The sequence below is a fragment of the Blastococcus sp. SYSU DS0541 genome (assembly GCF_054050875.1).
In genome coordinates this window covers 135,688-161,755 of sequence record NZ_JBJHAD010000001.1, presented here as the reverse complement: position 1 = coordinate 161,755, position 26,068 = coordinate 135,688, and the positions used below count along the sequence as shown (strand labels likewise).

The window sequence follows — 26,068 nt, the reverse complement described above, 5'->3', positions numbered from 1 at the left end:
CTGCCGGCGTTCCCGCGGAGACGTGTCGAGCGCGGGCGCGGACGTCAGCGCTGGTCGCGGCGCAGGGGGTGCTCGTCGGGCACCTCGACCAGGACGATCCGCACGCCGTCGGGGTCCTCGATCCACATCTCGACCAGCCCCCACGGTTCCCGGCGGGGCGGCCGGGTCACCGGGACGCCGGCTGCCGCCAGTCGCCGGTGCTCGGCGGAGACGTCCCGGACCTGCAGCCACAGGGCCAGGCCCACCGGGCGTTCCTCCGACCGGCCGGAGACCTCCAGCAGCCCGTTGCCCAGGAAGAAGACCACTCCCGGGTGCTCGGCGGGACCGAACTCGCGGTGCACCGCCAGCCCGAGGACGTCGCGGTAGAAGGCCTGCGACCTCCGGGCGTCCGACGGGCGGAGCAGGATGCGGCTGCTCAGGACGTCCATGGCGCCATCCTGGTCCGAGTGCGCCGGGCGCGCTGGGGATCCCCTGGCGGAGCCCGCCCCGCTCCGGACGTTCAGCTCGTCCCGGTGATCAGGGCGAGCAGACCCGCCTCGTCCAGCAGGTCGACCGGGCGCAGGGTCTCCTTCGCGGCGACGTGGTGGAACCCCGCGCTGACCTGCTCGACCGGCACCCCGGTCAGCCGTGACCAGCCCAGCCGGTACGCGGCCAGCTGCACGCCCACGGCGGCCAGTTCACCGCCGCTCGGCGGCGGTCCGGTCTTCCAGTCGATGACCTCGTAACCGCCGTCCTCCCGCTGGAACACCGCGTCGATCCGGCCGCGCAGCGTGATGGGGCCCAGCGGCGTCTCGAACGGCACCTCGACCTCGACCGGCTGCCGATCGGCCCACTCGCTGGCCAGGAAGGCCTCGCGCAGCTCCTCGAGGGCGTCGTCGGGCGCGGCCAGCTCGTCGCCGGAGCCGGGCAGCTCGTCGAGATCGACCAGCCGCGCGGCGCCGAACCGCTCCTCCAGCCACGCGTGGAACGCGGTGCCCCGGCGCGCCTGCGGCGCGGGCGCGGCCGGCATCGGGCGGCGGAGCCGGCGGGCCAGCTCGGCCGGGTTGCGGCGGAGCGTGACCAGCGCCGACACCGACAGGTGGGAGGGCAGCGGGACGTCGACGGTGGGGCTGTCCTGCCGCGCCCGCTCGCGCAGCAGCAGGTCGGCGTCGCGCACCCACTGGTCGACCAGCTCGTCGTCCCCGCCGAGGGTCCGGTCGGGGTCCAGCGGGTGGGGCGCCGCCCCCTCGACCAGCTGCGCGGCGGCGGTGAGCGCGCGCCGGCGCGGCTCGGAGAGCGGGTCGGCCGGCCACACGCCGACCGGCCACTCCTCCAGGGCGGGGTTGGTCGCGCCGTCCTCGGGCGCCGGTGCCCAGCGCACGACCGTGCCGGCGCCGGCCTCGCACGCCTCCTTGGCGGTGGTCAGCAGCGACGAGGGACCGCACGGCTTCACGCCGTCGCGCCACCAGCTGCCCGAGCAGAGCAGCAGCCGCTTGGCGCGGGTGACGGCGACGTAGCCGAGCCGGATCTCCTCGTCGCGGCCGAAGTCCTTCCAGTCCTGGACGTAGTCCTCCAGCGCGTCGCGCACCGCGGCCTGGTCACCGGAGCCGGGCACCGGGAGCGTCAGCCGCGGCAGCTCCGCCCGGTCGGTGAGCCGGAGGTCGGCCGGGACGGCTCCGGGATCCTTGATCCACGAGTCGCTGGCGTTGGTGCGCGCCGGGAACTGGTCGGCGGTCATGCCGGGCACGGCGACGACGTCCCACTCCAGCCCCTTGGCCGAGTGCCCGGTGAGCAGCTGCACCGCCTCCGGGTTGACCGCCACCTCGCCGGGTTCGAGGCCGCGCTCGCGCTCCTCGGCGTCGCGCAGGTAGCCCAGGAACGCCGGCAGCGACGGCAGCTCGGCCAGCTCGGTGAACTCGGCGGCGACACCGTGCAGGGCGTCGAGGTGGGCGCGGGCACCGGCCGGGCTGACCCCCGGCGCGCTGGCCAGCTCGGTCTCCAGGCCGAGGGTGCGGGCCACCTCGTCGACCAGGTCGGGCAGCGACTCCCCGATCCGGCCCCGGAGGTGGGCGAGCTCGGCGCCCAGCCGGCGCAGCCGCCGGTACCCCGTGGGCGAGTACTGCCCGGCGTCGCCGAGGTCGTCGAGCGCCTCCACGATGCTGCCGCGCTCCTGCGGGGCCTCCACCGCCCCGGCCTCCTCGCCCCCGGCCGGGCGGGCCGGCCGGCGCGCGTGCACCAGGGCACGGGCGCGGGCCTCCAGCGCGGCGAGGTCGCGCGGGCCGATCCGCCAGCGGGCACCGGTGAGCAGCCGGCCCATCGCGTCGCCGGCCGTCGGGTCGACCAGCACGGTGAGGGTCGCGACGACGTCGGAGACCTCCGGCACCTCCAGCAGGCCGCCGAGCCCCACGACCTCGACCGGTAGCCCGCGCTCGCGCAGGGCCGCGGCGATGCCCGGCAGCTGCTTGCGGGTGCGCACCAGCACCGCCACCGACGGCCGGCGCCCGTCGTCCTTCGCCGGCACCGCGGCGTCCTCGCCCTTCCAGCAGGCCGCCAGGCGGTCGGCCAGGGCGGCGGTCTCCTCGGCGACGGTCTCGTACAGCCCGACGGTGACCGAGCCGCGGCCGGCGGTCGGCGCTGGGGCGAGGTCGGGCAGCGGCTGGGCCGGCTCGGGCAGCATCGCGGAGACGGCGTTGGCCACCGCCAGCACCGCTTCGTCGTTGCGCCAGCTGGTGGCCAGCGTCAGCCGCTGGGCCGCACGGCCCGGACCCCCGGGGAACGTCCGGGCGAATCGCTCGATCGTGCCGGCCGAGGCCCCCCGCCACCCGTAGATGGACTGCCGGGGGTCCCCGACGGCGAGCACCGGGTGGCCGCTCGCCCCGCCGAAGAGCGCCTCCAGCATGCGGAGCTGCCCGACGCTGGTGTCCTGGTACTCGTCGAGCAGCACCACCTTCCAGCGGGCCCGCTCCCGCCGGCCGACCTCGGGCGCGGCGACGGCGATGCGCGCGGCGTGGGCCACCTGGTCGGCGTAGTCGATGGAGCCCAGCGCCCGCTTGCGCGCCTCGAACGTCTCGACCAGCGGCAGCAGCGCCACGCGGGCCCTCTGCCGGGCGAGCATCTCGGCGACCGCGGCGTAGGGGCCTTTCTTCCTGGGGGCGTCCGCGTAGCCCGCGATCTGCGCCTCCAGCCGCGCCGTCCAGGCCCGCAGCGCCGCGGGCGTCACGTCGTGCTCGCCCATCTCCGCGGCCAGCGCCAGCACGTCCTCGACGGTGGTGAGCAGGGTGAGCGGCACGTCGGCCATGTCGCCGGTCCAGGCCGCGACGACGGTGGCCGCCTGCCCCCAGCACATGGCGGGGCCGAGCACCCCGGCGCCGGGCTCCACGCCGATGCGCAGCCCGTGCTCGGCGACCAGCGCGGCGGCGTAGCCGTGGTAGGTCGAGACGGTGGGCTGGGCGATCGCCAGCCGCTCGCGCAGGTCGTCCTCGGTCTCGGGGTGGCGGGCCAGTGCACCCAGGCGCAGCCGGATGCGCTCGTTCAGCTCGCTGGCGGCCTTGCGGGTGAAGGTGAGGCCGAGGACCGCCTCGGGCTCGACGATGCGGTTGGCCACCAGGTAGGAGACCCGCGCGGCCATCGTCTCGGTCTTGCCCGAGCCCGCCCCGGCGACGACGACCAGCGGCCGGTCGGCCGGCGCGGAGACGACGCCGGCCTGCTCGTCGGAGGGTGCGTAGGACAGCCCGCACCGCGCCGCGACCTCGGCGGGCGTGAGCAGCTTGCGGGGCGCGGGCTCCGGCGCGGCCGCCTCGGCCAGGAGCTCGTCGAAGGACAGTTGAAGGACCCCCGGAAGGACCTCGTCCTCCTCTCCGCTCGCACGCTCGCGGCGAGCCTCTGGACGCGGCCGCTCGTGCGGGGTCATGCGGTCACCTGCCGGCCGGGCTCCTGCAGCGGGCAGCTGCGCCGCGCCGGGCAGCGCGCGCAGTGCGAGCCGGTGCGCACCTCGAAGGTCGCCCCGCCCATGCCGGTGCCCACCTCCGCGACCAGCTCGCCGGCCCAGGTGCCCTCCAGCGGCACGTCGGCCGGCAGTGGTTCCTGGTGCTGCTCCTTGGCCTTCGCGCCGGTGCCGACCTGCAGCAGCGCGGCGCCCCCGGGAGCGGTGCCGTGCTCCTCGAACGCGCCGGCCGCGACCGCCACCTGGTAGGCCGCGAGCTGCCCGTGCTCCTCGGTGTTCTTGGCCGCGGTCTTCCCGGTCTTGAGGTCCACGACCACGAGGCGCCCCTCGGCGTCCCGCTCGAGCCGGTCGACCTGGCCGCGGATGCGCGCCCGCCCCACGACCACGTCGAAGTCCACCTCGGCGCCGACCAGCTCCCGCGGGTTGGCGGCGTGCCAGCGCAGGAAGCGGTCGAGCATGTCGTGGGCGTGCACCCGCTGCCGTTGGTCGGCCCAGCCGGGACCGAGGTCGAGCTGGTCGAGCTCGGCGTCGAGCACGGTGCGCGCGTCGGGCGCGGGCAGCCCCTCGGCCACCTGCTGCGCGACCGCGTGGACCGCCGACCCCACGGTGCGGGTGGCATCGGGCGACGCCTCGGCCCCCACGGCGCCGAGCACCCACCTCAGCGGGCAGCGCTGGAAGGTCTCGATCGCCGACGGGCGCACCCGCACGGGCAGCTCCTCGTCGACCAGCGGGGCGTCGTCCGACAGCGGCGCCAGCCCCCACCACCGGGCCGGTGCCGCGCCGGGGACGCCCTCGTCGGCGAGCCGGCGCAGCAGCGCCGCGGCGGCCGACCGCCGGGCCGGGGGCGTGTGCGGGTCGGCGACCGCCCGCCGCAGCTCCGCCACCAGGGCGGGCAGGGTGAGCGCCCGCGGTAGCTCGGTGAGCGGCCGGCCGTCAGGGGGCGGCGGGGACACCAGGTCGAGGAAGCGGGAGGCGGTCGCCCCGGCGTCGGCGCCGTCGAGGGCGCCCTCGACGGCGGTGACCACCAGCCTCCGCCGGGCCCGGGTGCAGGCGACGTAGAACAGCCGCCGCTCCTCGGCCAGCGCCAGGGCGCGGCGGTCGGTGCCGGCGCCGTCCATGCCGGCCGCCTTCTCGACCAGCAGCTCCGCACCGAGCAGCGAGGCGCGCTCGCGCAGGTCGGGCCACAGCCCCTCCTGCACCCCGGAGACGCAGACCAGGTCCCACTCCAGCCCCTTGGCGGCGTGCGCGGTGAGCAGCCGGACCGTCTCCCCGGCGACCGCCCGCGCCGCACCGGTGTCGCCGGGCAGCTCCTGCGCGGAGAGGTGCTCGACGAAGGCCCGCACGTCGGCCGACGGCAGCCGGTCGACGAAGCCCGCGGCGGCGTCGAAGAGCGCCACCACCGCGTCGAGGTCGCGATCGGCCACCGCACCGGAGGGGCCGCCCGCGGCGCTGGACCGGGCCCAGCGCGTGGCCAGGCCGCTGCGCTGCCACATCGCCCACAGCACGTCCTCGGCGGTGCCGTCCTGGGCCAGCGCGAACCGGCCGGCGTCGAGGACCGCGGCCACCCGCGCGGCCGGGCGGGCGACGTGCTCGGGCAGCGCCCCCAGCAGGGCCTCGTCGGTGAGCGCGGCGGCCAGCGGGGCGCCTCGCTCGGCGGCGTCGACGCCCTGCTTGGCCAGCGCGATGCGGACGGCGCGGCGGAGCCGCCGGAGGTCGAGCACGGTCGCCCCGCCCAGCGGCGAGGAGAGCAGCGCCTCGGCGCCCGGCTCGTCCAGGCCTGCGGGCTCGCCGTCCGGCCCGGGGAGCAGGGCGGAGAGCGACCGCAGGAACGGGGCGACGGCGGGCTGGGCGGCCAGCGGCAGCTCGTCGGTGGAGACGGCGACCGGCACCCCGGCCGAGGCGAGAGCCCGCCGGAACGGGCCGAGCACCGCGGCGGTGCGCACGACGACCGCCATCCCCGACCACGGGACGCCGTCGAGCAGGTGCGCCCGGCGCAGCACGTCGGCGACGTAGGCGGCCTCGACCGCGGCCGAGCCGAAGACGTGCACCTCGGCCTCGCCGGGAGGTGTCCCCTCCCCGGCGGCCAGGCGGCGGTGCTCCCAGGGGCCGGGCAGCCCCTCGGCCACCTGCCGGCTGATCCGCAGCAGCTCCGCGCCCGAACGGCGGCAGACCCCCAGCGAGACCCGCGACGCGGCCCGCCCACCGGTGTGCCGGAACCGTTCGGTGAACTCGACGATGCCCCGCGGCTCGGCGCCGCGGAACGCGTAGATGGACTGGTCGGGGTCGCCGACCGCGACCAGGTTCCCCCCGCCCCCGGCCAGCAGCTCGAGCAGCTCCACCTGCGCGGGATCGGTGTCCTGGTACTCGTCGACGAAGAGCCAGCGGGCGCGCTCGCGCTCCTGGCGCAGGAGCTCCGGGTCGCCGGTCAGCTCGAGGATGGCCTGGCGCACGAGCTCCGCGGGGTCGTAGCCGGAGGCGTCGCCGCGGGAGGCGACCCAGAAGTCGCTGACGTTCTCGTACTGCTGCTGGAACGCCGCGGCGTGCACCCAGTGCTCGTTGCCGGTCTCCCGGCCCCATGCGGCCAGCCGCTCGGCGTCGACACCGCGCTCGGTCGCCCGCAGGAGCAGTTCGCGGAGCTCTGCGCGGAACCCCTCGGTGCCCAGCGCCGGCGCGAGGTCCTCGGGCCAGCGGACGGTGCCGACCCCCTCGGCGTCACCGCGCAGCAGCTCGGCCACGACGGCGTCCTGCTCGGCGGAGGTGAGCAACCGGGGCGGCGGGTCGCCCCGCAGCACCGCGGCCCGGCGGAGCACGCCGTAGGCGTAGGAGTGGAAGGTGCGGGCCAGCGGCTCGCGGATGGTGCGGGCGACCCGCGAGGTGATGCGGGTGCGCAGCTCGGCGGCGGCCTTGCGGCTGAAGGTCAGGACGAGGATCTGCTCCGGGTCGACGCCCGCGTCGATGCGGGTGGCGACGGCCTCGACGATCGTCGTCGTCTTGCCCGTGCCGGGGCCGGCGAGCACCAGCAGCGGCCCGCCCGGGTGGTCGACGACGGCCTGCTGCGTCGGGTCGAGCACCGGCGCGGTCGTGCGCGGTGGGTCGCCCGGCAGCAGCCGGTAGACCGGACCGCTCTCACCCCCGCGCTGCGCCACCCCTCGATGGAAGCACGGGGGTACGACGATCCCGCGACGGACGGGGCGGGTGGCGCGGGAGGGTCAGGCCAGGGAGTCCAGCAGGGACTGCTCGAGCATCAGGTCGGCCGCGGTGGTCAGCCAGCCGGCGACGAGGAGGAGCGGGAAGGCCCGCTCGTGGTCGAGCGACGCGGTCCCCGCGACCAGCCCGGCCTGGGCCACGGCCCGGCACGCCATCGTGTTCATGCCCTTGTCCTCGGCACGTCCGGGCGGGAACTGGAGCCGTCAGCCCGTGAGGTGCCACTCCTCCTCGGCGATCCGGTCGGCGTCGGAGCGCGAGAGGGCGCTCTCGGCCACCAGCCGGTCGAGCACGTGCGCCTGCCGCTCGGCCGCGAGGTCGGGGTGCACGAGCGGGTCGTACGCGCTCGGCGCCTGCACCAGTCCGGCGAGCACGGTGGCCTGTGCCCAGTCCAGCTCGTCGGGGGCCAGCCCGAAGTACCCCTCGGCCGCCGCCTGCACCCCGTAGAACCCGTGGCCGAAGTAGACGGCGTCCAGGTACATGCGCAGCAGCTGCTCGCCGGACCACGCCCGGTCGAGCTTCAGGGCCAGCACCACGGAGCGCGCCCGGGCGCCGGCGTCGGTCGCCCCGTCCTCGTAGAGCACGCGGGCCAGCTGGTGCTGGATGGTCGAGCCCCCCAGGTCGCGGCCGACGACCAGGCCGAGCGGCGCCCGCAGCGCCCCGCGCCAGTCGATGCCCGGGTGCGAGCCGAAGCGGCTGTCCTCGGTCGCCAGCAGGGCTGCGGCGATCCGCGGGGGCACCTCCCCCGTCGACGGCGTGCCACCGAACGCGTCGAGCCGGGCGGCCACCCGCTGCTCGGCGTCGGCCACCCCGGGGGCCGCCCCGCCGACGGCGAACGCCACGCACAGGAGGACGAGCAGCCCCGCCACCAGCCGGAGGCCGGCCCGCCGCACGCGGGCCCCGCGCGACCGGACGGGTCGGGACGCGGCCGGGGTGGGGAGCGGGGGCTGCTGCCGGAGCTGCGGGATCACCGGGTCAGCCCACCGCGCGCCCCGGTCAGCGCACATCGCCCCGCAGGGCGATCTCGCCGCCCGCGGTGATCATCCCGCGGGAGGACGGCGCTGCGCGGGCGCCGCCCGGTCGGGCCAGCCGACGGCCGCGAGGTCGACCTTCCCGTCCCGCGCCGGCACCCCCTCGGCGGCCAGCAGCTCGAGCTGCCGGGCGCGGACGGGCTCCGCGGCCGAGCCGTCGGCCCGGACGACGCGGTGCCAGGGCACCGCGGCGCCGCCCAGCGCCAGCGCCCGGGCCACCCGGCGGGGCCCGACGCCCACCAGCCGGCCGATCGCGCCGTAGCTGCTGACCCGGCCGGGCGGGATCTGCTCGACGACGTCGAACACCGCCTCGTCGACGTCCCTGGGGTCGGGGGTCACCCGCCGATCATGGCAATCGCCGCCCTCCAGCCGGGCACCCGCAGCCGCGGGATGTGCGCCAGGGGCCACCGCCCGGGCGGCTCAGCCCCTCCGGCCGAACCGGGCCAGCAGCCGGGTCTGCGGATCGGCCGACGGCGGGACGTCCAGCGGCGGGTCGAACAGCCCGGGGACGCCGCCGTCGGGCAGCCGTTCGGCGTAGACGAGGGCGGCGGTCACCAGCTCGCCGTCCAGCTCGGTGTCCCCGCCGGTGGCCCGGGCGAGGTCCCAGGCGTGCACGGTGAGGTCGGTGGACATCTCGAAGATGTACTCGGCCGCCGGCGTCGGCCCGCGCGTGAGGTGGACCGTGTGCCGGAGGGCGTCGTCCGCGGCGAAGGCGGCCAGCGCGGCGTCGGCGGCGGACTCCCAGCCGAGGAGCGGATCGTCCCCGAGCAGGTCGTCGGTGCCGTCGGGGAAGCGTCCCTCGATCATGTCCACCGGCTCGCCGGCCAGCAGCGGCGGCACCCACAGCGCCTCGTTGACCAGGTGCGCGACCAGGTCGCCGACCGTCCACCCGGGGAGCGACTCGTCCTCCCACTGGTCCGGCGCCACCGCGTCGACCCGGTCGGTGAACTGGTTCTGCGCGCGCTGGAAGAGCTCGAGGAGCTCCGCCGGGGAGAAGTCGGACATGGACGTCAGTGAAGACGACGACGGCCCGGCCCGCTCCCCGAGGGGAACGGGCCGGGCCGGGCGACGCACTGGGACGGGGCCCCTAGTACGTGGGCAGGGCCTTGTCGATGCGGGTGGCCCACGCCGTCACGCCGCCCTGGACGTGGACGGCGTCCCTGAAGCCGGCGTTCTTCACCGCGGCCAGCGCCTCCGCGGAGCGGACGCCGGTCTTGCAGTGGAGCACGATCGGCTTGTCCTGCGGCAGCTGCGCCAGCGCCCGGCCGGAGAGGATCTCGTCCTTGGGGATCAGCTTCGCACCGGGGATCGAGACGATCTCGTACTCGTTCGGCTCGCGGACGTCGATCAGCTCGAAGTCCTTGCCGGCGTCCATCATGTCCTTGAGCTCGTCGACGGTGATCGTCGAGCCCGCGGCTGCCTGCTGGGCCTCCTCGGAGACGACGCCGCAGAAGGCCTCGTAGTCGATGAGGCCGGTGATCGGCTCACCCTCGGGGTCCTTGCGGATTTTGATCTCGCGGAAGGTCATCTCCAGGGCGTCGTAGACCATCAGCCGGCCGAGCAGCGTCTCGCCGATGCCGGTGATCAGCTTGACCGCCTCGGTGGCCTGGATCGCGCCGACGGTCGCGCACAGCACGCCGAGCACGCCGCCCTCGGCGCAGCTGGGGACCATGCCGGGCGGCGGGGGCACCGGGTAGAGGTCGCGGTAGTTCGGGCCGTGGTCGTTCCAGAAGACCGACACCTGGCCGTCGAAGCGGTAGATCGAGCCCCACACGTAGGGCTTGCCGAGCAGCACGCACGCGTCGTTGACCAGGTAGCGGGTGGCGAAGTTGTCGGTGCCGTCGACGATCAGGTCGTACTGGCCGAAGATGTCGAGCACGTTGTCGCTGTCCAGCCGCGTCTCGTGCAGGCGGACGTCGATGAGCGGGTTGATCTCCTTGATCGAGTCCCGCGCGCTCTCGGCCTTGGACCGGCCGACGTCGGACTGCCCGTGGATGATCTGGCGCTGCAGATTGGACTCGTCGACGGTGTCGAACTCGACGATGCCGAGCGTGCCGACCCCGGCCGCAGCCAGGTACATCAGCACGGGTGAGCCCAGGCCGCCGGCGCCGACGGCGAGCACCTTGGCGTTCTTCAGTCGCTTCTGCCCGTCCATCCCGACGTCGGGGATGATCAGGTGGCGGCTGTAGCGGCGGACCTCCTCGATGGAGAGGTCGGCGGCGGGCTCCACCAGGGGTGGCAGGGACACGGATGCTCCTCGGGTCTTCTCGACTGCGGCCCCGGAGGACCAGCGTTCACGCGGACAACAGCGTGACACGCAACGGGATTCCCACGGCCCCCGGCCGGTTCCCGCGGCGGGCCGGACCCGCTGTCCTCCCCCGCCGCAGCGCGTCCTCCCTCACCGCAGACGGTGCGGGAGGACGCCCCACGATCAGGTCCCCTGATCCCGGCGGAGGGCGGTCAGGGGTAGGGCCAGGCGTTCCGCACGCAGCCCTGGAGGTCGAGGGTCTGCTGCTGCATCACCGGCGCGGGCTGCCCGGGCCCGGGGCACCGCACGTGGCCGTTCCCGAGCACGTGGCCGACCTCGTGGTTGACCACGTAGCGCCGGTAGGTGGCGATGTCGCCCTCGTAGTGCGGGACGGCGGTCGCCCACCGGGCCAGGTTGATGACGGCGCGGTCGCCGTAGCGGCAGGAGGTGTAGCCGCCGGTGCCCACCCCCGGGCAGTAGGTCTCCATGCTGCCGGGGCTGACGAGGCTCACCCGGAAGTCGAACGCGGCGCCCGCGCCGACCCGCTGGAAGGAGAGGCGCCCGCCGTTCCCCCACGAGCGCGGGTCGCCGAGCGTCGCCGTCACCGCGTCGGCGAACTCCGCGCCGTCCACGCCGATGCCGTCCTCGACCTCGACGATGAACCGCTGCAGCGGGCCGGTGCCGAGCACCTCCGAGCCGCCGTCGACGAGGGAGAGGCTGCCCGCGCCGTGCTGCACGTACTCCTCCGCCACCGCCTCCGCCGGGGCGGTCTCCGACGGGCCGGCGTCCCCCTCGGCCGGGGCCACCGGCTCGGCCGCGGGCGGTGGCTCGGCGGCGGTGGTGGCGACCGCGGGCGCGGACGTGGGATCCGCGGCGGCGGTGGTCGGCGTCGTCCCCGGGGGGTGGAGGACGAGGTCGACGAGGACGGCGACCGTGGCGATCGCGAGGAGCGGGATCGCGTAGGCGCGCCACCCGTGGCGGCGGACGAACCGGCGCACCCGGCCGCGGAGCCGCGGGTCGCGCCGCCCGGGGCGGGCCGGACCGCGCTCGGCGGGCGGGCCCGGACGAGGCACGGGACGGCCGTCGGTCAGACGTCCTCCCACCGGTCGCCCTCCGCTCGCTCGCTCCGCCCCGGGTGGGCTCAGGGTCTCACGCTGCGTGGCTCGTCGGCGACAGCCTGCCCGTCCGCCACGCCCGGCCGGGCGGTCCGGCCCTCGACCATGCCGAGCACCGCCCGCGCGGTCGGCTCCGCGGCCTCGAGCATGGCCACGTGCCCGACGCCGTCGAGGAGCAGGAGCCGCCCGTCCGGCACGGTCGCGGCCAGGCGCGGGGCGAGCGCGGGGTCGACGAGCCGGTCCCGCCCGCCCCAGACCACCAGGACCGGCATCCGCAGCCCCCGGGCCGCCCGCCAGGCGTTGGCGGGGCCGACCCGGAGGTAGGACGTGATCAGGCCGCGCATGCTCCGGGCCAGCGCCCGGTCGGCCCAGGGCTGCTCGGCCCGTTCGCGCATCTCCTGGACCGCCTGCTCGAGGCGCTCGCGCGGCACGGCGGACGGGTCCCCGAAGCACATGCGCACCATCGACCGGACGTTCTCGTCGGGGGTGACGGCGGCCAGCCGGCGCTCCGCCAGCGTCGGCACGCCGGGCACCAGCAGGAGCAGCAGCGCCCGGCTGAACGCCGGCGGCACCCGGTACACGGGCATGGCCGGCGACACCAGAGTCAGCGTCGCCACGAGGTCGGGGCGCAGGGCGGCGACGAGCAGGCTCACCAGGCCGCCGAGGGAGTTGCCCACCAGGTGCACCGGGTCGCCGGTGCCCGGGCCCGGCTGGGCGGCGACGTGCTCGAGGACCTCGATGACGGCCCGCACGTGGCCGCGGACGGAGTACCGGGCGCGGGCCGGGGGGCGGGACCGGCCGAACCCGGGGAGGTCGACCGCCCAGCCGTCGAACCGCACCGCGAGCAGTGCCGCGAGATCGGTCCAGTTGGTGGAGGCGCCGCCGAGGCCGTGCACGTACAGCGCCCGCTCGCGAGGCGCACCCGCCTCCCCGCCCTCCTCGACCGGCCCCCGCCACGGGGTGCGGCGCACGAAGACCGAGCCTCCGCGGACCGGCACCTCCTCCCCCGGCCACGGGGGGAGGGTGGGGTCCAGCGCCGGCAGCGGGGTCGCGGAGAGCTCGGCCTCGGACATCGCCCTCGACGGTAACTCTGCGTACCGTCCATCGAACGACCTGGGCAGCCGTCGGTAGCATCCCCCTGCCATGCAGCCCTCATCCCCCGCCGCGGCCAACCGGCGCACGTCCCGACTGCCGCGCAGCGCGCGGCGGCTCCAGCTGCTGCGCGCGGCGCAGGACGTCTTCGTGGCGCACGGCTTCCACGCCGCCGCCATGGACGAGATCGCCGTCCGCGCCGGGGTCAGCAAGCCGGTGCTGTACCAGCACTTCCCGGGCAAGCGCGAGCTCTACCTGGCGCTGCTCGAGGAGCACGTCTCCGAGCTCGCCCGCCGCGTGGGCGAGGCGATGGGCCGCACCGCCGACAACCGGGCGCGGGTCGACGCCGCCGTCGGCGCCTACTTCGACTTCATCGACGCCGACGGCGAGGCGTTCCGGCTGGTGTTCGAGTCCGACCTGCGCAACGACGAGGACGTGCGCGCGATCGTCGACCGCGGCTCGGCCCTGTGCGTCGAGGCGATCGCGGGCGTCATCGCCGCCGACACGGGCGCCGACCCCGAGCGCGCCCTCCTGCTGGCCTCGGGGCTCTCCGGCCTGGCCGAGAGCAGCGCCCGCTGGTGGCTGCCGCGCAAGGGCACCGTCTCCCGCGACGAGGCGGTCTCGCTCATGTCCGCCCTGGCCTGGCGCGGCATCTCCGGCTTCCCGCGCGTGGACGGCGACGCCAGTTCTTGAGCGGCCCCCTGCAGGGTCCCGCCGCGAGCTCGCGCGTGGTGAGGGCAGGCGGTCCTCCTTTTCGCTGACGGCGCACCCGCTCGGCCGGTCCCGCCGCCGCCGTCTGCACTAGCGTTGGGGTCAGTCGCGCAACGAGGAGGCATCGCCCACGTGGAAGTCAAGATCGGCGTCCAGCACTCGCCCCGGGAGCTGGTCATCGACAGCCCCAAGACCCCTGACGAGATCGCGGCCGAGGTGGCCAAGGCCATGTCGGGCTCGACCAAGGACGGCCTGCTCACCCTGGTCGACGAGCGGGGCCGCCAGGTCCTCGTCCCCGTCGACCGGATCGCCTACGTGGAGATCGCGCAGGCCGACCAGCGCCGCGTGGGCTTCATCGCCGGCACCGGCAGCTGACACAAGGCTCCAGGGGAAGGGGCGCTCCGCGATGCGCGGAGCGCCCCTTTCTGCAAGGTCGTGCCGAGTGGGGCCCGGAGGGTCCCGCGCAGGCACGACGGACGCGCTCCACGCCACAGGGGACGGCACGTGGCCGCGGTGTCGGCCGGAGGCCGACGATGTCATCGCGTCAGGGGTTGAGGCCGAGCGCCTTCATCCGGGCCGTGTGGGCCTGCGTGATGCGCTCGATGAGCCGGCCGATCCCCGAGAGGTCGCCGGTGCCGGAGACGATCAGCTCGGCCAGCGGGTCGTGCTCGGCGATCACCGCTTGCGACCTGGTCATCGCCTCCCCCACCAGCCGCCGCCCCCACAGCGCCAGCCGGCCGGCGACGGTGCGGTCCGCGGCGATCGCGGCGCGCACCTCGCGGACGGCGAAGTCCGAGTAGCCGGTGTCGGCCAGCACCTCGAGCACCAGGCCCCGGTCGGGCTCGGGCAGGAAACCGGCGATCTCCCGGTAGAAGTCGGCGGCCAGCCCGTCGCCCACGTAGGCCTTCACCAGACCCTCCAGCCAGGTGCTGGGCCGGGTGCTCTCGTGGAAGGTGTCGAGCGCCGAGACGAACGGGGCCATCGCCGTCGCCGGGTCCACGCCCAGCTCCTCCAGCCGGGCGGCGAGCCGGAAGTGGTGCCCGATCTCGGCGGCGGCCATCCGCGCGAGCGCGGCCCGGCCGGTGAGCGTCGGCGCCATGCGGGCGTCCTCGGCCAGCCGGTCGAACGCGGTGAGCTCGGCGTAGGCCAGCACCCCGAGCAGATCGGCGACCGCCGTGTTCTCGACCGGGGGCACGGCATCTCCTGGGCTCGGCGACGAGGGACGCGCGCGTGCCCCGGAGGAGTGAGGCACCCGACACCGGGGAGCGCGGCGCCGAGAGGCTATCCGCTGCTCGCGCTAGCATGGGAATCGGCGGGCCTCCGGGCACGCTCGTACATCTGTGCGCTGACGACCGCTGGACGACGCCCCCCGGGCTGTCTCCCGGGCCGTGGCGAGGTCCGGTTCTGCTGGCCGCGTCGGCGCAGGAACCGATCCCGCGACAACCGACCCGGGACGGGCGCGAGGCGGCGACACCGCTGCCGCAGCCGGTCCCCCAGCACACCAGAGGCGAGAGCACTGACCTCCATCGAGCAGACCCCCACCGACACCACCGCCCCGGAGCTGGAGCACGCCGAGACCGGCGCGCCCGCTCCCGAGGAGCTGGAGCAGACCGTCGAGGAGCTCGGCGGCGCCCCCGTCGCCCCTGACAGCCCGCTGTTCAGCGACTTCGACGTGCACCCCGACATCGTGTCCGCGCTGGCCGACGCCGGGATCACCCGCACCTTCGCCATCCAGGAGCTCACGCTGCCCCTGGCGCTGGCCGGCAACGACCTCATCGGCCAGGCCCGCACGGGCACCGGCAAGACCCTCGGTTTCGGCGTCCCGCTGCTGACCCGCGTGACCCCGCCGAGCGAGGGCGCCGACGGCGTTCCGCAGGCCCTGGTCGTCGTCCCCACCCGCGAGCTCTGCGTGCAGGTCGCGCGCGACCTCGGGACCGCCGGCGCCACGCGCGGCATCCGCGTGCAGGCCATCTACGGCGGCCGCGCGTTCGAGCCGCAGATCGAGTCGCTGCGCAGCGGCGTGGAGGTCGTCGTCGGCACGCCGGGCCGGCTGCTGGACCTCGCCCAGCGCGGCGACCTGATCCTGGGCAAGGTCCGCGTCCTCGTCCTCGACGAGGCCGACGAGATGCTCGACCTGGGCTTCCTGCCCGACATCGAGCGGGTCCTCGCGATGGTGCCCGAGAAGCGCCAGACGATGCTCTTCTCCGCCACCATGCCCGGCCCGATCGTGACCCTGTCGCGGTCGTTCATGACCCAGCCGACCCACATCCGGGCGCACGGCAACGACGAGGGCTCGACGGTCCCGCAGACCACCCAGTTCATCTACCGGGCGCACAACCTGGACAAGCCCGAGCTGCTCTCCCGGGTGCTGCAGTCGCGCGACCGCGGCCTGGTCATGGTGTTCTGCCGCACCAAGCGCACCGCCCAGAAGGTCGCCGACGAGCTCGTCGACCGCGGGTTCGCCGCGGCCGCCGTGCACGGCGACCTCGGGCAGGGCGCCCGCGAGCAGGCGCTGCGGGCGTTCCGCAGCGGCAAGGTCGACGTCCTCGTCGCCACCGACGTCGCCGCGCGCGGCATCGACGTCACCGGCGTCAGCCACGTCGTGAACTACCAGTGCCCCGAGGACGAGAAGACCTACGTGCACCGCATCGGCCGCACCGGCCGGGCCGGCTCCACCGGTGTCGCGGTCACCCTGGTCGACTGGGACGACATCCCCCGGTGGCAGCTGATCAACAAGGCGCTCGGCCTGGGGTTCGACGACCCGCCGGAGACCTACTCCACCTCGCCGTGGGTCTACTCCGACCTCGACGTGCCCGAGGGCGCCAAGGGCCGCCTGCCCCGCTCGCAGCGCACCCGCGAGGGTCTGGAGGCCGAGACGCTCGAGGACCTCGGCGAGACGGGGAAGCGCAACCGCCCGGCGGGCCGCGGCGACGCGCGCGGCCCGACCGAGCCCAGCCGCACCGGCGACGACGAGCAGGCCGGCGGCGGCAAGAGCCGTCCGCGGCGCCGGACCCGGCGCAGCGCGGGCGGGGCCGGCGAGGGCGGTGCGGCCGCCCCGGAGGGCGACGCCTCCCCCGACAGCGTCCCCGCGGCCTCCACCGAGGGCGGCAGCGCCAAGCCGCGCCGCCGTCGCCGCCGCCGTGGCGGTGCCGGACGGAGCGGCTCCGGCGGCGAGGGGGCGGGCGCGGAGCACTCGGGCGCCGACGCCGCGTCCTGATGAAGGACCACCCTCCCCCCCACGCCTCGCACGCTCGGCGTGGGCCCCTGGAGGGCGGCCGTTCCAGCCTGGTGCAGATGCCGCTGCGGGTCTGGATCTGGGTCGCTGCCACGCTGGCGCTGGTCGTCGTCGCCACCCTGCTGTGGCGCGGGTCGGACGCCGCCGCCACCTCGAGCACCACCGCCGCGCCGGCCGACGTCCCCCCGGGGACGCCGGCCGGCGCCGTCTCGTTGGGGTGGTCGGCCGCGAGCGAGCCGTTGCCCGGGGACGTCGTCGCCGAGGGCCGGGTGCTCGTCGGCTCGCCGCACGGCGTGCGGGCGCTGGACCCGGTGACCGGCGCGGAGGCCTGGCACTACACGAGGGACAACGCCCGGCTCTGCGGGCTCACCGTGACCGACGGCGTCGCGGTCGCGGTCTTCCGCACGGAGGACCGCTGCGACGAGGCGGTCGCCCTCGACGCCGGGACCGGGGTGCGCGCCTGGACCCGCAACGTGAACTTCCGGCCGGAGGTCACCCTCTCCGCCACCGACCGGATCGTCCTGGCCGGCACCCCCACCGGGATCGTCACCCTCGACCCCCTCGGCGGCGGCATCCGCTGGCGGTACGCGCCGCCGGAGGGCTGCACGCTGCTCGGCTCCGCCGCCGGGGACGCCGGCGTCGCCGTCCTCCACCAGTGCGCCGACTCCCCGGACGCGCAGCTGCGTCTGCTCGACGGGTTCGACGGCGACGAGCACTGGACCCGCGACCTGCGGGTGCCCGACGGGCAGACCGCCGAGCTGGTCGGGGCCGCCCTGCTGGTGGCTGTGCGGCTGGGTGAGGAGGTCCAGCTGCTCTCGGCCGCCGACGGCGCCCTCCTCACCACCCTCCCCGCCGGCGCCGGGGACACGGTCGGGCAGGAGGCCACCGACACCGCCGTACTGATCCGGGCCGGGGGCACGCTGACCGCCCTGGACCCGCAGTCGGCACGACCGCTGTGGGACGTCCCCGCGACCGGCCTGCCCGGGCAGCCGACCACGACCCCGGACGGCGCCCCGGCGCTCCCCGTCCCGACCGCCGACGGCGTCGTCCACCGCGACCCCGCGACCGGCGACGAGCTCGGCCGGTCCGAGGCGACCGCGCTCCCCGGCGGGGCGGTGGCCACCGTCGTCGGGAACGTCGTGGTGCTCGCGCTACCCGGCGAGGTCCGCGCCTACCGTTGAGGCGGTACCCGTGCGGCATCGCCGCCGCGAGCGGGGTTCACTGGGCACCATGGTCCTGCCCGGCGGCCCCGACGCCCACGCCATGTCCCTCGCCATCGCGCCCGACGACCTCCGCCAGCTCGCGCAGCACGACGCTGTTCCGCGCACGTTCGCCGGTGGCGCCGGGCCGCTCGCCGCCCTGGACACCGGGGGGAGCGCCGAGCGCGGCACGGTCCTGATGGTGGCCGGTTACACGGGCAGCAAGGAGGACTTCGCGCCCCTGCTGCGGCCGCTGGCCGCCGCCGGGTACCGGGTCGTGGCGCTGGACCAGCGCGGGCAGTACGAGTCGCCCGGACCCGACGACCCGGCCCAGTACTCGGTGGAGACGCTGGGCGACGACGTCCGCGCGGTGGCCCGGGTGCTGCGCGAGGAGTCCGGCGCACCGCTGCACCTGGTGGGGCACAGCTTCGGCGGGCTGGTGACCCGCGCCGCGGTCCTCGCCCAGCCGGCCCTCTTCACGACGTTCACGCTCCTGGGCTCCGGGCCCTCGCGGCTGACCGGGCGCCGCGCCGAGCTGCTCGACCACCTCGGCCCGCTGCTGGACGCCGGCGGTGTGCCGCTGGTGCACCAGACCCTGGAGCAGGTGGCGATGACCGACCCCAGGGCGCAGGCCGTGCCGGCGCCGACCCGGGAGTTCTACTCCCGGCGGTTCCTGCGCAACTCCGCCGCGGGGCTCCGCGGCATGGCCGCGGCGATGCTCGCCGAACCCGACCGGGTGGCCGAGCTCAAGGAGACCGGGGTGCCGATCCTGGTGGCGCACGGCGAGGCCGACGACGCGTGGATGCCGCACGTGCAGGCCGACATGGCAGAGCGACTGGGCGCCCGCCACGAGGTGATCGACTTCGCCATCCACTCCCCCGCCGTCGAGAACCCACCCCGGACCCTCGAGGTGCTCTGCGACTTCTGGTCGAGCGCCGGAGGCCGGTCGTGAGCCGGCTCGCTCCCCTGCCCTCGCCCGATGACTGGACCGAGGAGGAGGACCGGCTGGGCTTCTTCGGCCCCGGCAGCGTGACGTGGCGGATCCACAGCGACCCCGCCTACCACGTCGGCGCGATGGGGTCCCTGATGCTGCAGGCCCTGCACCCGGTCGCCATGGACGGCGTGGCGCGCAACTCCACCGGGTTCAAGGACGACTGGTGGATGCGGATGACCCGCACCGGCCAGTACATGGAGACGGTCGTCTTCGGCCGGCGCACCGAGGCCCGCCGGATGGCCGCCCGGGTGCGGGGCTACCACCGCAAGCTGTCGGGCGTGGACGAGACGACCGGCCGGGCGTACCGCGTCGACGACCCGGACCTGCTCCTGTGGGTGCACAACTGCGCGGTCCGGTCCATCTTGACGACGGCGCGCCGGGCCGGCGTCGCGGTCTCGGACGAGGAGGCCGACCGCTACGTGGCCGAACAGGTCGCCTTCGCGCACCTCGTCGGCGTGCCGCTGGAGACCGTGCCGCGGTCGGTGGCCGCGCTGGACGCCTACTTCGAGGAGATCCGCCCCTCGCTCGCCGCCACCCCCGCGGCCGTGAAGGGCATCCGCGACCTGTTCCTTCCGCCGATGCCCGGGTGGCTGCAGCTGCTGACGCCGGCCCGGCCGGTGTGGGGCAGCCTGGCCGGGCTCTGCTTCGCCCTGCAGCCCGCCTGGGCCCGGCAGCTGTACTCCCTGCCCGGGCTCGCGCTGACCGACGCCGCGGCGACCGCCGGGCTCAGGGCGTTCCGGGCCGCGTTCCTGGCGCTCCCCGACCGCGCGTACCGGTCCCCGATCGTGCGCGCCGGCTACGCCCGCGTGGCCGACGCCTCGTCCGCGGCTTAGGACTCGTCCTCGGGGAGGAAGCTCCAGGGCTCGCGGGCGGACCCCGCCGCCTGGCCGGCCGGGCAGCTCGACCGGAAGTCGCACCACCCGCACTGCCGGCCCGGTACCGCCGGGAAGGCCGCGTCGGGGTCCTCGCCCGCGGCCACCGCCTCGCTCGCCGCCTGGATGTCGATCGCCACGTCCTCGGCCCGCCGGACGTGGTTGGCCAGCGAGCGCTCGGTGTGCTCGAACGCCGCGACGGTGCCGGTGGGCACGTGGTGCAGCTCGACGCGGTTGCACGGCCGGCGCAGCGTGCGGCGGACGGCGAGCACGTAGAGCGCGAGGGCCTGGGAGCCGCGCGCCTCGTCGTCGGTGCTCGGCGAGCGGCCGGTCTTGTAGTCGACGACGACCAGCTCGTCGCCGCGCTCGTCGATGCGGTCGACCCGGCCCGAGAGCGTCATCCGCTCGGTCATCGTGCTCACCGTCCGCTCCCGCGCGCGGGGCTCCTGGGTGGGGTCGACGTCGGCGAGGTAGTCGGAGAGCCAGCCCGCCGCCCGCGCCCGCCAGCGGTCGGACTGCTCGGCGTCGCGGAAGCCGGCCGGGCTCCACGCGCCGATCAGCAGCTGCCGAGCGGCGCCGGGCGTGCGGCGCTCGACGGGCAGGTCCCACCACGAGGAGAGCACCTGGTGCAGCGCCGTCCCGACCGTGTGGTGGGCGAACCGCGGGCCGCGCGGCGGGCTGGGCCGGTCGACGTTGGCGAACCGGTAGCGCCGGGGGCAGTCGGAGAAGTCGGCCAGCGACTTCGGCGAGGCGCGCAGCAGCCGGCGGGGCATGCCGGGCAGCACCGCCTGGCCGCCGTCGGTCGGGTTGCGCATGCCGGTCACGGTAGCCGCGGGGGGCGACGACCCGGCTCAGTCGCCCCAGGGCGCGGCGCCGGTGCCGGCCGCCACCAGCCGTTCGTACTCCTCCGGGTCGGTCGTGCACGCGCCGAGCGGCGTCGCCTTGTTGGTGCCGTGGTGGTCGCTGGATCCGGTGACCAGCAGGTCGAGCTCGGCGGCCAGGCCGCGCAGGTGGGCGCGCTGCGCGGCGGTGTGGTCGGGGTGGTCGACCTCCAGGCCGAGCAGCCCCGCCGCCGCCATGGCCGCGATCGCGTCGTCGCCCACCACCCGCCCGCGCTTGGTGGCCAGCCCGTGGGCGAAGACGGGGACGCCGCCGGCCGCCCGCACGAGGGCGATCCCCTCGCGGACGTCGGTGTCGGCCTTGCTCACGTAGTAGGGGCTGCGGTGGTGCAGCAGCCCGGCGAACGCCTCGTCGACGGTGCCCACGACGCCCGCGCGGACCAGCGCCCGCGCCACGTGCGGCCGGCCGACCACCCCGCCGCCGGCGTGCTCGACCAGCTCCGCCCAGGACACCGGGTACCCGTCGTCGGCCAGCGCCTGCACGATCCGCTCGGCGCGGCCGAGGCGCTCGTCCCGCAGCCGGGCCCGCTCGGCGGCGAACACCGGGTGCAGCGGGTCGAACAGGTAGCCCAGCAGGTGCACGCTGACCGGTGGCCCGTCGGAGGGGAACCAGCGGCAGGAGAGCTCCATGCCGGGGACGACGGTGAGCCCGGCCGGGCGGTGCTCCTCCGCCGCCGCCCAGCCCGCCGTCGTGTCGTGGTCGGTGAGCGCCACGACGTCCAGCCCCGCGGCCCGCGCGGCGGCGAGCAGCGCAGGGGGGTCGTCGGTGCCGTCGGACACCGAGGAGTGGGTGTGCAGGTCGATCCGCATCACCGGTCAGCCTCCCCCACGGCGGCCCGCCGCACCCGGTGGGCGGCCGGTCACGGCTGCCGCGGCCGGATCGGCGGGATCGGCTCGGTGTCGCGCCGTCCACCGGTGGCGACCGGCCCGGCCGGCGGCGGCGCCTCGGGGTTGCCCTCGTCGTCCCCGGAGGAGGCGCTGCCCCAGTCGCTCCCGAACAGCAGGCCGCTGACCTCCCGGTACAGGTCCCCGGCGCGCGGGAGGAAGGTGATCTCCGACAGGCCCTGCTGCTGCCCGGCGGACTCGAAGCGGAAGGTCCCGTACCCCAGCAGCTGGCCGAGGAAGGTCTCCTTCCACGTGAGGTCGGTGATCCGGCGCAGCGGCAGCAGGGTGACGGTGCGGACGATGACGCCCGAGGTCAGCAGCACCCGCCGCCGGCTGACGATGAAGTGCCGCATCCACCACTCGCCGACGCGCATGCCGTAGGTGCCCAGCGCCACGAGGACGACGAGCATCCCGATCGTGCTCGTCACCCGGTTGTCGGGATCCAGCACGAGCAGCCACCCGCCGACGAGCAGGACCGGCAGGAACTTGAGCGTCGGCACGATGAGCACCGCCCAGTGCCGACGGGTGACCACCACCGCGTCCTCGTCGTCCAGCAGGTACTTCCGGACGTCCTTGGCGGCCCGGGTCGGCAGCCCGGCGGGGGCGCTCACCGGCTCAGACGAGGGAGCCGACGAACTGCGCGAGGGAGGAGGCGGCGTCGCCGAGCGCCTCGCCGGCGTTGCGCACCAGCTGCGCCGAGGACTCCGGCGCCTGGATCACGTAGAACAGCACGAAGGCGACGACCAGCCAGGTGAGGACCTTCTTCAGGTTCACCGCCACCTCCGGGGTGCGGGTGAGGCGGCCCGGGTCGCCCGGGCCGGCAGGAGGGCCCGCCGGGTGCGGCGGACGCGTTCGTCCCATGAGTAACACAGGCCCCAGGGTGGGCCCGCCCGACGCGCCGGTCCCCCGGCGGCCCGTCCGGTTCCGGCACCCGCGGGTCAGCGGCCGGGGAGCAGGTGCTCCCCCACCGGGCCCAGCGGCAGGTCGGGGTAGATGCGTTCGCGCAGGTCGAGCAGGTGGAGCTCCTCGACCAGCAGCCACGCCGCGCTCTGCGGCCACATGACCAGCCACAGCCAGACGCCGTAGGCCTCCCCGACGAACGCGGCACGGTCGTCGCGGGTCGGCACCGCCCACAGCGGGGCGTGCTGGCCGGCGGCCTCGACGTACGCCGAGCTCGGCCCGGAGATGACGTCACCGGGGTCGAGCCCGGGGAGCCCCGCGTAGCCGCAGCCGACTCCGGTGCCGGGCTCCTCGGCCACCAGCACGAGCTCGGCGGCTCCGCCCAGCGGCGCGGGACCGGCGCAGTCGACGACGATCGCCCGCGCGCCCGGCTCGCCGCCCCACGCCAGGCCGGTCACCGCCCAGCCCGGCGGCACCGGGTCGGGCACCCACGCCGGCACGCGTGCGTCGGCGGTGACGGCGGCGATCGCGTCGTGGGCGACCAGCGCGGTGTGGTGCAGGGGCGTGACGGCGCCGTGCAGGTGGCACCAGGCGTGCGCCTCGGACCCGTGGCGGACGACCAGTGGCTCACCGCAGCGCGGGCAGACCGGCGACGCACTCATCGGGGACACGGTCTCGGGAGCGGCCGCGATCGTCAAGCGCAGCGCGGCGGGGCGACCCCGTCGGCGGCCTGCGTAGCCTGCGGGCGTGACCGACGGCGAGCCGCCCGTGGTGCGCTGCGTCGGCGCGATCGTGCACGACGCGCACCGCCGCCTGCTGCTGGTGCGCCGGCGCAACGCCCCCGGCCGGGGCCTGTGGTCGGTGCCCGGCGGGCGGGTGGAGCCCGGCGAGACCGTCGCCCGCGCCGTCGAGCGGGAGGTGCGCGAGGAGACCGGGCTGCACGTGCGCGCCGGCGCGGAGGTGGGCCGCGTCCGGATCGACGCCGGCGCGGTCGTCTACGACGTCGTCGACGTCGCCTGCGCGCTCGTCGGCCCGGCCGCTCAGCCGGTCGCCGGGGACGACGCCGTCGACGCGGTCTTCGCGGACGCGGCGACGCTGGCCGGGCTGCCGTGCACGCCCCGGCTGGTGGAGACGCTGCGCGGGTGGGGCGTGCTGCCGGACTGACCGGTCAGCACGCCCGCCGTCCTCAGCCGCGGGGCGTGGGCTCCGGGCGGCCGGGCTGCTCGCCGCCGCGGGCCTCGCCGTAGGAGCGCTTGGGCACCATCACCTTGCGCCGGAAGATGCAGACGACCGTGCCGTCCTGCTTGTAGCCGATCGTCTCCACGTGCACGACGCCCCGGTCGTCCTTGGACTTCGACGGCGTCTTGTCCAGGACCGTCGTCTCCCCGTAGATCGTGTCGCCGTGGAACGTCGGGGCGACGTGGCGCAGCGACTCGATCTCCAGGTTGGCGATCGCCTTGCCCGAGACGTCGGGGACGCTCATGCCGAGCAGCAGCGAGTAGATGTAGTTGCCGACGACGACGTTCTTGCCGAAGTCGGTGGTCTTCTCCGCGTAGTTCACGTCCATGTGCAGCGGGTGGTGGTTCATCGTGAGCAGGCAGAACAGGTGGTCGTCGTACTCGGTGACGGTCTTCCCGGGCCAGTGCTTGTAGACGGCCCCGACCTCGAACTCCTCGTAGTACCGACCGAACTGCATGTGCTGGCTCCCGACCTCGACGCTGCGGACGGGTCGTGATCCTACGGAGGCGGCACCGTGCCGCTCCCCCGGGCGGCCGGTCCGCGGGGCCTCACAGCAGCTCGAGCACCGGGCCTATCTCCTGCGTGGCGTACCAGCCCAGCTCGTGCCCCTCGGCCTGGTCGACGACGAACTGCGCGTCCTCGCTGCCGAGGTCGGCCTCCAGGACGACGGCGACGGCGGCGCGGACGTCGCCCTCGGCCTCTGCGTCGTCGATGTGCGCGCTCGCCACGTCCTCGACGCGGATCTCGTGCCGGACGCGGGCCGCGCCCGGGTCGACGTGCGGCTCGTCCATCGGGGTCACCGCGTCGTCGGGCACGTCGGCCGCGAGCACCACCCGCCGGCGCGCGGCCAGGGGATCGAGGTCCAGGAGCCGCAGGCTGGCGCGCGCCGCGGCCAGGAGGGCGGCGTACTCCAGCTCCTCGCCGTCCGCCTCCGCGTCGCTCACCGCGTAGAACCGGCGCAGCTGCGGGGTCACCGCGAAGACGGTCTGCGGAGCGGGCAGCCGCCCCTCGTCGACCAGGGTGCGGAGCACGTTCGTCGTCGCCGGCAGGTACACGCGCACCCGGTCGACCCCCTTCGTCGGTGGAGGCACGACCGTAACGGCCGGCCGGCGGAGGCTCAGGTGGAGGTCTCGACCAGCCCCGCGACCTCCTGCTCGATCAGGTCGGCGAGCACCTCGACGTCGCTGACGCTGTCCCGGTCGGCGTTGAGGCCGAAGAAGACCGTGCCGTCGTAGGAGGTCATCCCGATCGAGAGCCCCTGCCCCCGGGCCAGCGGCACCACCGGGAACACCTCGAGCACCCGGCCGCCGGCGGCGTACAGCGGCAGCTGCGGGCCGGGCACGTTGGTCACCACGAGGTTGAACAGCCGCCGGGAGAGCCCGCGCGCGGCCCGCGCGCCGAGCGCGTGCAGGGTCGAGGGCGCGAAGCCGCCGAGCGCGATGAGGCTGTCCGCGCCGACGGACCGCCCGTGCTGGGTCACCCCCCGCATGGCGTAGGTGAGCCGCGCGAGGCGGACCCGCGGGTTGGGCTCGCCGACCGGCAGGTCCACGAGGTGCGAGGTGACCTGGTTGCCGCCGGCCCCGTCCTCGTCCTGCACCGACACCGGAACCAGGGCGCGCACCGAGGTGCCGCCGACGACCGGCTCGCCGCGCGAGAGCAACCACTCCCGGAGAGCCCCCGCGACGACGGTCAGCAGCACGTCGTTGACCGTTCCGCCGTGGGCCTTGCGCACCCGCTTGAGGTCGTCGAGGTCGGCGGACGCCACCGCGACCCGGCGCTGCCGGCCGATCGTCGCGTTCAGCGGGCTGTGCGGCGCCGGGAGGATCGCCGAGCGGGCCGTCCGGACCAGCCCGCCGGCGACACCGCCGATGCGGACCGCGGTGGCCCGCGCGTCCGTCACCGCCGAGCGGGTGAGCTCCACCAGCGAGGACGGGCGGCGGCGGTAGTCCTCGAACGCCGACCACACCAGCTCCACCCCCGACGGCGGGCGCCGGGGCGACCACTCGCCGGGCGAGGGGACCGGCGCGTCCGGGGAGACGTCCAGCAGCACCTGGCCGATGTCGACGGCGCTGAGGCCGTCCACCAGCGCCGGGTGGGTCTTGGTCACCACCGCGACCCGGCCGCCCTCCAGCCCCTCGACCAGGTAGGCCTCCCACAGCGGGCGCCTGCGGTCCAGGGGCCGGGACATCAGCCGGGAGACCAGGTCGAGCAGCTGCTGCTCCGTGCCCGGCCGGGGCAGCCCCGACCGGCGCAGGTGGTAGTCGAGCGAGAAGTCGGGGTCGTCGACCCACACGGGGTTGGCGAGGTGGCCCGGCACCTCCGCGACGCGCTGCCGGTACCGCGGCACCAGGGACAACCGCGCCTCGACCAGCGCCGCCAGCGCCTCCAGCCCGCCCGGGGGCGCCTCCAGCACCAGCACCCCGCCGACGTGCATGGGGGTGCCGGGTTCCTCGAGGTAGAGGAACGAGGCCTCCAGGGTGCCCAGCCGCTCGACCATCGTTCTCCTCCCCCTGCGGTGCCCC

The 26,068-nt window shown here is 76.0% G+C and carries 26 protein-coding genes; 7 read left to right on the top strand and 19 right to left on the bottom strand.

Features of this window, described 5'->3' with window-relative positions:
- Nucleotides 1–44: 44 nt before the first annotated feature.
- The 10 genes from ACI794_RS00715 to ACI794_RS00670 all read right to left on the bottom strand — a co-directional run bounded on the left by ACI794_RS00715 (nucleotide 45) and on the right by ACI794_RS00670 (nucleotide 12,593).
- A complete protein-coding gene (locus ACI794_RS00715) occupies nucleotides 45–428 on the bottom strand; it encodes a VOC family protein (RefSeq protein ID WP_456602028.1) in 384 nt (127 codons plus the stop codon).
- A gap of 71 nt (nucleotides 429–499) precedes the next feature.
- Entirely contained in the window at nucleotides 500–3,889 is a 3,390-nt protein-coding gene (locus ACI794_RS00710) for an ATP-dependent helicase (RefSeq protein ID WP_456602027.1), read from the bottom strand.
- Complete coding sequence (locus ACI794_RS00705) at nucleotides 3,886–7,068, bottom strand: ATP-dependent helicase (protein WP_456602026.1); 3,183 nt, start codon at nucleotides 7,066–7,068, stop codon at nucleotides 3,886–3,888. The genes ACI794_RS00710 and ACI794_RS00705 overlap by 4 nt, the downstream gene beginning before the upstream one ends.
- A gap of 63 nt (nucleotides 7,069–7,131) precedes the next feature.
- Nucleotides 7,132–7,293 (bottom strand): hypothetical protein, encoded by a 162-nt coding sequence (locus tag ACI794_RS00700; protein ID WP_456602025.1) that lies wholly within the window; start codon nucleotides 7,291–7,293, stop codon nucleotides 7,132–7,134.
- Nucleotides 7,294–7,332: 39 nt separating this feature from the next.
- Nucleotides 7,333–8,097: a biosynthetic peptidoglycan transglycosylase gene (locus ACI794_RS00695; RefSeq protein WP_456615476.1), complete on the bottom strand. Its 765-nt coding sequence runs from the start codon at nucleotides 8,095–8,097 to the stop codon at nucleotides 7,333–7,335.
- 69 nt (nucleotides 8,098–8,166) lie between these two features.
- Complete coding sequence (locus tag ACI794_RS00690) at nucleotides 8,167–8,496, bottom strand: MGMT family protein (RefSeq protein WP_456602023.1); 330 nt, start codon at nucleotides 8,494–8,496, stop codon at nucleotides 8,167–8,169.
- Nucleotides 8,497–8,577: 81 nt separating this feature from the next.
- Nucleotides 8,578–9,162 carry a TIGR03086 family metal-binding protein gene (locus ACI794_RS00685; protein WP_456602022.1) on the bottom strand — a complete coding sequence of 195 codons (585 nt, stop codon included), beginning with the start codon at nucleotides 9,160–9,162 and terminating at the stop codon, nucleotides 8,578–8,580.
- A gap of 82 nt (nucleotides 9,163–9,244) precedes the next feature.
- Nucleotides 9,245–10,405, bottom strand: coding sequence for an adenylyltransferase/sulfurtransferase MoeZ (gene moeZ, locus ACI794_RS00680; protein ID WP_456615475.1), 1,161 nt, complete (start codon nucleotides 10,403–10,405; stop codon nucleotides 9,245–9,247).
- A gap of 212 nt (nucleotides 10,406–10,617) precedes the next feature.
- Entirely contained in the window at nucleotides 10,618–11,508 is an 891-nt protein-coding gene (locus ACI794_RS00675; RefSeq protein ID WP_456602021.1) for a DUF3152 domain-containing protein, read from the bottom strand.
- A 38-nt stretch (nucleotides 11,509–11,546) separates the two neighbouring features.
- Nucleotides 11,547–12,593: an alpha/beta fold hydrolase gene (locus ACI794_RS00670; protein ID WP_456615474.1), complete on the bottom strand. Its 1,047-nt coding sequence runs from the start codon at nucleotides 12,591–12,593 to the stop codon at nucleotides 11,547–11,549.
- A gap of 70 nt (nucleotides 12,594–12,663) precedes the next feature.
- On the opposite strand from ACI794_RS00670, the gene ACI794_RS00665 reads away from it, so the two are divergent.
- Both ACI794_RS00665 and ACI794_RS00660 read left to right on the top strand, forming a co-directional pair.
- Nucleotides 12,664–13,305 (top strand): TetR/AcrR family transcriptional regulator, encoded by a 642-nt coding sequence (locus tag ACI794_RS00665; RefSeq protein ID WP_456615473.1) that lies wholly within the window; start codon nucleotides 12,664–12,666, stop codon nucleotides 13,303–13,305.
- 150 nt (nucleotides 13,306–13,455) lie between these two features.
- Nucleotides 13,456–13,698 carry a DUF3107 domain-containing protein gene (locus ACI794_RS00660; protein WP_346619940.1) on the top strand — a complete coding sequence of 81 codons (243 nt, stop codon included), beginning with the start codon at nucleotides 13,456–13,458 and terminating at the stop codon, nucleotides 13,696–13,698.
- Nucleotides 13,699–13,867: 169 nt separating this feature from the next.
- On the opposite strand, the gene ACI794_RS00655 is transcribed toward ACI794_RS00660, so the two are convergent.
- A complete protein-coding gene (locus ACI794_RS00655) occupies nucleotides 13,868–14,518 on the bottom strand; it encodes a ferritin-like fold-containing protein (RefSeq protein ID WP_456602773.1) in 651 nt (216 codons plus the stop codon).
- A 477-nt stretch (nucleotides 14,519–14,995) separates the two neighbouring features.
- Between ACI794_RS00655 and ACI794_RS00650 the strand changes: the two genes are divergently transcribed.
- The 4 genes from ACI794_RS00650 to ACI794_RS00635 all read left to right on the top strand — a co-directional run bounded on the left by ACI794_RS00650 (nucleotide 14,996) and on the right by ACI794_RS00635 (nucleotide 19,584).
- On the top strand, nucleotides 14,996–16,540 hold the full coding sequence (locus ACI794_RS00650; RefSeq protein WP_456615472.1) for a DEAD/DEAH box helicase: 1,545 nt from the start codon (nucleotides 14,996–14,998) through the stop codon (nucleotides 16,538–16,540).
- Nucleotides 16,541–16,617: 77 nt separating this feature from the next.
- Complete coding sequence (locus ACI794_RS00645; RefSeq protein ID WP_456615471.1) at nucleotides 16,618–17,739, top strand: outer membrane protein assembly factor BamB family protein; 1,122 nt, start codon at nucleotides 16,618–16,620, stop codon at nucleotides 17,737–17,739.
- Nucleotides 17,740–17,788: 49 nt separating this feature from the next.
- The gene (locus tag ACI794_RS00640) at nucleotides 17,789–18,709 is read left to right on the top strand and encodes an alpha/beta fold hydrolase (protein WP_456615470.1); all 921 of its coding nucleotides are present in this window, start codon (nucleotides 17,789–17,791) and stop codon (nucleotides 18,707–18,709) included.
- Nucleotides 18,706–19,584, top strand: coding sequence for an oxygenase MpaB family protein (locus ACI794_RS00635; RefSeq protein WP_456602777.1), 879 nt, complete (start codon nucleotides 18,706–18,708; stop codon nucleotides 19,582–19,584). The genes ACI794_RS00640 and ACI794_RS00635 overlap by 4 nt, the downstream gene beginning before the upstream one ends.
- On the opposite strand, the gene ACI794_RS00630 is transcribed toward ACI794_RS00635, so the two are convergent.
- The 5 genes from ACI794_RS00630 to ACI794_RS00610 form a co-directional block, all read right to left on the bottom strand.
- On the bottom strand, nucleotides 19,581–20,438 hold the full coding sequence (locus ACI794_RS00630) for a RecB family exonuclease (protein WP_456615469.1): 858 nt from the start codon (nucleotides 20,436–20,438) through the stop codon (nucleotides 19,581–19,583). The two genes, ACI794_RS00635 and ACI794_RS00630, sit on opposite strands and share 4 nt — an antisense overlap.
- A 36-nt stretch (nucleotides 20,439–20,474) precedes the next feature.
- A complete protein-coding gene (locus ACI794_RS00625) occupies nucleotides 20,475–21,332 on the bottom strand; it encodes a PHP domain-containing protein (protein ID WP_456615589.1) in 858 nt (285 codons plus the stop codon).
- A 50-nt stretch (nucleotides 21,333–21,382) separates the two neighbouring features.
- Nucleotides 21,383–22,018 carry a PH domain-containing protein gene (locus ACI794_RS00620; protein ID WP_456602779.1) on the bottom strand — a complete coding sequence of 212 codons (636 nt, stop codon included), beginning with the start codon at nucleotides 22,016–22,018 and terminating at the stop codon, nucleotides 21,383–21,385.
- 4 nt (nucleotides 22,019–22,022) lie between these two features.
- Nucleotides 22,023–22,181: a hypothetical protein gene (locus ACI794_RS00615; RefSeq protein WP_236825822.1), complete on the bottom strand. Its 159-nt coding sequence runs from the start codon at nucleotides 22,179–22,181 to the stop codon at nucleotides 22,023–22,025.
- Nucleotides 22,182–22,345: 164 nt separating this feature from the next.
- On the bottom strand, nucleotides 22,346–22,969 hold the full coding sequence (locus tag ACI794_RS00610) for a DUF6758 family protein (RefSeq protein ID WP_456580595.1): 624 nt from the start codon (nucleotides 22,967–22,969) through the stop codon (nucleotides 22,346–22,348).
- Between the two features lie 85 nt (nucleotides 22,970–23,054).
- Here ACI794_RS00610 and ACI794_RS00605 point away from each other — a divergent pair, with 85 nt between their 5' ends.
- Nucleotides 23,055–23,471, top strand: coding sequence for an NUDIX domain-containing protein (locus ACI794_RS00605; RefSeq protein WP_456615468.1), 417 nt, complete (start codon nucleotides 23,055–23,057; stop codon nucleotides 23,469–23,471).
- Nucleotides 23,472–23,493: 22 nt separating this feature from the next.
- On the opposite strand, the gene ACI794_RS00600 is transcribed toward ACI794_RS00605, so the two are convergent.
- From ACI794_RS00600 to ACI794_RS00590, 3 genes are all read right to left on the bottom strand, one after another.
- Entirely contained in the window at nucleotides 23,494–24,003 is a 510-nt protein-coding gene (locus tag ACI794_RS00600) for a MaoC family dehydratase (protein WP_091928934.1), read from the bottom strand.
- Between the two features lie 91 nt (nucleotides 24,004–24,094).
- Nucleotides 24,095–24,637 (bottom strand): DUF6912 family protein, encoded by a 543-nt coding sequence (locus ACI794_RS00595; RefSeq protein WP_456602781.1) that lies wholly within the window; start codon nucleotides 24,635–24,637, stop codon nucleotides 24,095–24,097.
- 26 nt (nucleotides 24,638–24,663) lie between these two features.
- Entirely contained in the window at nucleotides 24,664–26,043 is a 1,380-nt protein-coding gene (locus ACI794_RS00590) for a WS/DGAT/MGAT family O-acyltransferase (protein WP_456602782.1), read from the bottom strand.
- Between the last annotated feature and the right edge of the window lie 25 nt (nucleotides 26,044–26,068).